Below are 6,407 nucleotides of genomic sequence, written 5' to 3' on the forward strand. Positions count from 1 at the left end.
CGTATGGCAACTGCCCCGCAGCGAGTTTTTCACATTTCCTATCATCGTGTTTACCCAGTTGAATGCCGGATGATCCAGCCAGTCCAGGTTGCCCCCGGTGACAACACCCAGGTGCTCACAATTGGCCTCCTTGACCGCTTTGAAACAGGCCAATCCATCGGATATCACCGCGCTACCACTGGCAATATGCCGTTTTGCCCAATCAGCAACGGACTTGGTTTTGAAACCATCGACCACCGTCATCCGCATCTTGATTGGATGTCCTTCCTTGTTCAGGGCCACTGCTGCCACAAACGGCGTCTTGCCTGCCGCGCCCCGACCCCGTTTGCCACCACGGCGCTCGCCACCCCAGTAGACATCATCGAGCTGAATGATGCCGCTGATGGGCTGCTTGTCATCGGACTCTTTCATGGCTTGCAGCAGCTTGTGCTTGAGCATCCAGGCGGTGTCATATTTGACGCCCAACTGGCGCTTTAGCTCCATCGCTGACAAGCCTGTTTTGGTTTGTGACAACAGGTGCATTGCCAGAAACCACTTGGTCAGTGGGAGCTTGGTGTTTGCGAAAATCGTGTTTCCAGTCAATGACATCTGGTGACGGCAGTGATTGCATTGCCACACACGTGGCCGCCTTCTCAGGCGACAACAGGTCTTGTTGGCACATTCAGGGCAGACAAAGCCGTTAGGAAAACGCCAAGTGAACAGCGCGTTTTCGCACTGAGCCTCAGTGCCATAGTCCTTGAGAAACTCAAACAGGCTGTAGCCTTTCTGGAATTGGATTTTGCTTTTGGCCATGATCTCGCACCTCGATAACTGTACGTAAGATCAGTATAGTTCGTGGTAACTGACTGCTAATCATGGGTAATCAGGTTTCACGATGATCACGACTTACGAGCTCATTGACCTGATAAGCGTCTTCTTTATTGATAATCAGGTTTAATAAATTAATCATATTTATCTCCTTTTAAGATACGAGTAGTGGTTCCCCATACCTGATTAACAATATCTTCATCAACCTATCAACGCAGTGCTCATGTTGTCATCGTCAGCTCTAATTTACGATTCAATTTCAAGAATGTAAATAGGCTTTCTCAATTATTAATCCCCCCCAGTTATTCTCGCGCGCGCGAGAATAACTCCATGTGAAATATATGCAATTGACATATTAAAAATATACCAACTGCCGAATCATCTATCAATTTAAATATATATAAATTCTTTGATATCCAATAGCTATTTCGGCTATTTACATTCAAAGGAGAGATATCCATGTCAGAACTTTCATTGTTCGATGCCATTGGTGAAGGCAAAAACGCGACTCAGGATTATCTGGATACCCTGTCGCGAGCACTGCTGCGCCATCATCAACTGGTCAAAGCCATCCGCATCCACGGTCGTTATGTACCGGAATCGTTGCCGATGCCCGGTCTGCCGGTATTGGTCGCCATCTTCAGTCACACCAATATCTACACCTTGCACCAACTGCCCTCGACTCAGATAGGGCAGTTGGTGCTGTCGATTGCTCGCTTCTCCAGTCAGGCCACCCATGACCTGGACAACGGCATCTTTGAAGAGGTGTGGGAAATGGGTGACAGCAGCTTCACCACGGACAGCGCCGAGCAAGCCGTCTACTGGTTGCCGTTACCGGAGCGCTGGATTGCTCTGGAGGGCACACAAGTGGCGCTGCACGATAAAGACCATCCGGTGTTCAAGTTGCTCAACGTCACCGCCCGGAACTCTGGTCCGGTCCTGGATATCTGCGATGGCGTGGTCAGTCTGGCGCTGGAGTCAGACTGGGATGGGGAGTGGGCCGCATGACCGAGATAAACCGCTCCTCGCTACTCGCCAAGCTCAAACACATCAAGGGCATGAAGCTGCTGGTTGAGCAGGCCGTCTTGCTCTACCTGTTGATGGCCGACGAGCAGACGCCTGTGTGGGTCAAGACCATCGTGGTCAGCGCACTCGCCTATTTGCTCTGTCCGGTCGATGCCGTACCGGACTTTATCCCCGGCGTGGGTCTCACCGATGACCTGGGGGTCATTAGCGGTGCCATTGCCTCGTTAGGCAGTCATATCCATCAAGGTCATCGCAGCAAAGCGGCTGACTTCTTCAAGTAACCCCTTCAGAAGGAATTTCATTATGGCTAAAGCCACACAACCGGCAGCGTCGGCTGCTCCGGTCTGGACTGTTATTAAATCCGCTAAGGCACCGAAGATAAGCGCACGGGCCAGTGGTTTGCTGCACTACGATGTGGGCAAGAATGATGAGGGTCGCTACGCCCTTCGCATTACCGCCAACGACACGGGCGGCCTGTTCAGCAAGCACTGGTTATCGCTCGATGACATCCTGGCACTGCTGGATATCCTCAAGGATGCGCCATTCAAATCGGTAGCGCTCAAGGCGCTGTTTGTTCGAGGCAGTGCCAATAACCACGGTTTCCTCGCCGCCATCCTGCGGGCTGAAAAGTTACTGGTGGCCGCCGAGCCCAACTCGCCGTTCCACCGGGCCGGTCTCTCTCTCAGCGACTGGTCTACTCAGCTGGATGAACCAGTCAATATGGATAAACAGGCTCGCAAGGGAAAAGCCAAGGGGCAGAAGGGCCAAGATGACATGACCGATGAGATAACCATCGAGAAAGGCAATGAGCCCCCGTTTTTGGAAACAGCCAACGACCAGGCCGGTTTGTCAGACAAGATGGATGAGACAGGGGGTGAAGTTGAAACCGCAGACCCGGCGGCCAGTGAGGAGGCCCAACAATGAGCAACCGTGACATAGCACTGAACTGGCAGGGGCTCCCTCTGCCGGTTTCACGCCAGTTCGCAGTATGTCTGACCGACCTGCTGAACACGCACCATCCCACATGGCCCCATGCCCGTGCTGTCACGATGAACTTTCGTGATCCGGGTTATGGTCCGGAGAGTGGTGGCTTTCATCCGGTGGAAATCCGTCTACAACGCCGAGGAAATCTATGGTCCTTGGTCTATATGACGGACTTTTCCTATGTCGGCATGGGTGACTATGCCGAATTGGCTAAGGAGGTTGATTTTGACTTCTCAAGCCAGGAAGGGCTGATTGCCTATGCGCATGTGGTGCCGTTGTCTGAGTTGGGTGAGTTCTATGAATTATGGGAGGGCAATTTCCTCACCTACCTGTCGCTGGGTGTCTATGCGATCACGGTAGCCACTGAATGATCCCTCCCTATTAATGCGCAAATTTCGCGGGGTCACGGGGTTGGCGTCGATTTACCCAATCTCTCCAAGGGAAAAACGCGCCCCGTTTCCCCCCCCCCGCTCACACGGGGCGGGCACGGGGCTCGCCGTGAATACGCGGGGCAACCCGACCTCTTCATTCACTCCCCCATTATTTCCGCGAATTTCGCGGGTTCACGGGGTTGAGATGGAAAAGCCTAATCACTCAAAGGGAAAAACGCGCCCCGTTTCCCCCCGTTTGTGCGGGGCGGGCACGGGGCTTGCCGTGAATATGCGGGGCAACCCGACCAATTCATTAACTCACCCATTTTTCCGCAAATTTCGCGGGTTCACGGGGTTGAGATGGAAAAGTCTAATCACTCAAAGGGAAAAACGCGCCCCGTGTCCCCCCGTTTGTGCGGGGCGGACACGGGGCTCGGTAGCATTTTTACGGGATCGGACCGGGTAGCGACCGGGGCGGCCATCTGTTCACTCACCTTTCCCGCGTTGTCATCGTGCCGGGCCAACCAGGCCAAGGCGCGATGAGCAACGACCATTTTGATCGCCGAGCCAGAGACGGGGATTGGACCTCCTTTCCACTGTGAAGGGGGCTTATGCCCTGTTGCACCAGCTCACATTTTGAGGAGCGAACCATGAACGAAACACCCACCCGATTTAAATTTACCAACCGGCGGATCGCCGATCTCCCCCCTAATCCAGATGACGCCCGCAGTACCGAAGCGGAGTATTCAGATACCGACGTGACCGGTCTGCGCTGTCTGGTGGGCAAAGGGGAAGGTCGTCGCAAGTTCCTGCTGCGTTATCAGATACACGGGCGCAAGCGGGCCATTGCCCTGGGGCACTATCCCGCGTTGGATGTCAGCGCGGCTCGTAAGCTGGCGCTCGACTACAAACGCAAGATCGCCGAAGGCGTTGACCCGCAACAAGCCAAGGAGGACAAGCGCAACCAGAAGACCCTGAGCAATTTGTTTCAGGAAGACTATCTGCCCTATCTGCAATCGAGAAATCGCAGTTGGAAGACGGATGAACATCGCTTCCGTAATCACCTACGGCCAATCTTCGGCAACCTGATCCCGGAAGAGATCACCGTTACCCGCATCCAGAACATGCAACAGATGTTGCTCAAGCGCCTCACTCCGGCCACCTGCAATCGCGTCCTAGCTTTGCTCAAGGCCATCATGACCTGGGCAGCCCGTGCCGGGCTTATCAAGGACAATCCAGCAGCCTTGGTGTCGTTGCTGCGAGAGAACAATCGGCGCGAACGCTACTTCACCCCAGATGAAATCCGTCGCCTGTTCCGGGCTGCAGATCAGCATGAGAGTTTCTATACCGGTCAGTACGTCAAGATGTTGCTGCTCACCGGCTTGCGCCGGGCCGAGCTGGCAAGGGCCAAATGGCAGCACTACAACAAGGAGGACAAGACCCTATATATTCCCCACACCAAGAACGGCCATAGCCGTGTGTTGCACCTGAACCATATGGCGGTGGAGCTGTTGAACTACTTACCGGTGACAGAGGGAAATCCCTATCTGTTTCCAGGCAAGCGGCAAGGGCAGCCATTGCAAAATCCCACCAAGGGTTTTCAGCGGATGCTGGCGCGAGCCGGTATAGATAAGGAGGGGGTTTGCTTGCACACCTGTCGCCATTCGGTCGCGGCGCTGATCGTCTCCAACGGCGGCACCCTGTTTGATGTGCAATCCCAGCTTGGGCACCGGAGCAGTCAGACATCACTGCGTTATGCTCACCTGCATAACACTCGGATGCAGCAGACCAGCCAGAAAATAGCCAACTGCATCCATGATGCCCTGACCAGCTCTGTACCATCCAAGCCGCTGCCGCTTCCCGAAGAGGGCGAGTAGGTTCAGGCCAGCTAGGTATGTCGGTATCTCACGGCAGAGTGAGATACCGATATCACCGTTTAGCCGCCCGAGGCGCGGTGTTAGCTCACCCTCCTCACCAACAACGACAACCAGTCCTGACCGGCCTTCTTGGCCCGCTCAACCTGTATGGAGATGGTATTCACCTGACAGTTGCCCACAAAAGGGAGTGGTCATACGGCTTCAAACCGGATAACAAAACGGTACCCCTACCGTGTTATCCGGAGTCACCGTATGACCACCAACGAGAAAGTAGCACGTCGCAAACTCAGCCTGCTAGAGCTCGCCAAAGAGCTCAATAATGTCAGCAAAGCCTGCAAGCTCATCGGCTACAGCCGTCAGCAGTTCTACGAAATTCGCCGTAACTACCAGACCTATGGCGCCGAGGGCTTGCTCGACAAACTCCCCGGCTGTAAAGGCGCTCATCCCAACCGGGTCGCTCCCGAGATTGAGCAAGCCATCCTCGATTACTCTCTCACCAGACCAACCCATGGCCCGCTGCGGGTCGCGCAAGAACTGGCTCTGCAAGGCATCAACGTCAGTGCAGGCGGTGTGCGTGGCGTGTGGCAACGTCACGACTTGCTCTCCAAGCATGACCGCTTGTTGCGCCTCGAGAAAACCCACCGGGAGCAGACCATTGAGCTCAATGACGAGCAGATCCGCCTGTTAGAACGCTTCAGCCCCGAGTTTCGCGAACGCCAGATTGAGGTCCACTACACCGGAGAACTGGTGGCGGTTGACACCTTCTTCGTCGGCGCGCTCAAGGGGGTTGGCAAGGTGTATCTGCAAACCGTGCTGGACTGCTACAGTCGCCATGCCTGGGGACGGCTCTACACCAGCAAGCTGCCGGTGACCTCGGTTCATGTGCTCAATGAAACGGTACTGCCGTTCTTCGAAGCCCATGAGGCTCTGGTCTATACCATCCTGTCAGATAACGGGCGCGAGTTCTGTGGGCGCCCAGACCATCATCCCTACGAGCTGTTCCTGCAACTGGAGGGGATTGAGCACCGGACCACCAAGGTACGCAGGCCGCAGAGCAATGGCTTTATCGAGCGGTTGCACCGCACACTGCTGGATGAGCACTTCCGTATCAAGGGGAGGACGACCTGGTATGAGTCGGTAGAACAGATGCAGACAGACCTGGATAGCTACCTGGAACACTACAACACCGAGCGGCCACATCAGGGCAGGATGATGGAGGGTCAGACCCCCTACAGCATGTTCAAGAAGGGTCTGAAATTGATACCGAAGGAAGTGCGCACTAAAGTAGCGTAAACAAGACACCGGTTTGAGGCCGGTGTCAGGTGATAACTAGATCTGTACA

General features: G+C 54.7%; 7 protein-coding genes. 6 read left to right on the plus strand and 1 reads right to left on the minus strand.

Translation table 11 applies throughout. The annotated features are described in order from the left end of the window. A partial coding sequence (locus tag AB5Y68_RS04005) for an IS1595-like element ISKpn3 family transposase (protein ID WP_279967736.1) occupies positions 1-792 on the minus strand: 792 nt, incomplete at its 3' end. Between the two features lie 474 nt (positions 793-1,266). Between AB5Y68_RS04005 and AB5Y68_RS04010 the strand changes: the two genes are divergently transcribed. The 6 genes from AB5Y68_RS04010 (at position 1,267) to AB5Y68_RS04035 (ending at position 6,358) form a co-directional block, all read left to right on the plus strand. After that, positions 1,267-1,815, plus strand: a complete 549-nt coding sequence (locus tag AB5Y68_RS04010) for a hypothetical protein (protein WP_368206920.1) — start codon at positions 1,267-1,269, stop codon at positions 1,813-1,815. Continuing rightward, positions 1,812-2,114 carry a YkvA family protein gene (locus AB5Y68_RS04015; protein WP_029304363.1) on the plus strand — a complete coding sequence of 101 codons (303 nt, stop codon included), beginning with the start codon at positions 1,812-1,814 and terminating at the stop codon, positions 2,112-2,114. The genes AB5Y68_RS04010 and AB5Y68_RS04015 overlap by 4 nt, the downstream gene beginning before the upstream one ends. Before the next feature lie 22 nt (positions 2,115-2,136). Beyond that, positions 2,137-2,757 carry a hypothetical protein gene (locus AB5Y68_RS04020; RefSeq protein WP_226031386.1) on the plus strand — a complete coding sequence of 207 codons (621 nt, stop codon included), beginning with the start codon at positions 2,137-2,139 and terminating at the stop codon, positions 2,755-2,757. Continuing rightward, positions 2,754-3,188 (plus strand): DUF2787 family protein, encoded by a 435-nt coding sequence (locus tag AB5Y68_RS04025; RefSeq protein WP_368206921.1) that lies wholly within the window; start codon positions 2,754-2,756, stop codon positions 3,186-3,188. Before AB5Y68_RS04020 ends, AB5Y68_RS04025 begins: the two co-directional genes overlap by 4 nt. Positions 3,189-3,838: 650 nt before the next feature. Continuing rightward, positions 3,839-5,065: a tyrosine-type recombinase/integrase gene (locus AB5Y68_RS04030; RefSeq protein WP_368206922.1), complete on the plus strand. Its 1,227-nt coding sequence runs from the start codon at positions 3,839-3,841 to the stop codon at positions 5,063-5,065. 252 nt (positions 5,066-5,317) lie between these two features. Further along, the gene (locus tag AB5Y68_RS04035) at positions 5,318-6,358 is read left to right on the plus strand and encodes an IS481-like element ISAs19 family transposase (protein ID WP_368206886.1); all 1,041 of its coding nucleotides are present in this window, start codon (positions 5,318-5,320) and stop codon (positions 6,356-6,358) included. Positions 6,359-6,407 lie beyond the last annotated feature (49 nt).

The organism is Aeromonas sp. R6-1, assembly GCF_040908165.1.
Lineage (GTDB): Bacteria > Pseudomonadota > Gammaproteobacteria > Enterobacterales > Aeromonadaceae > Aeromonas > Aeromonas caviae.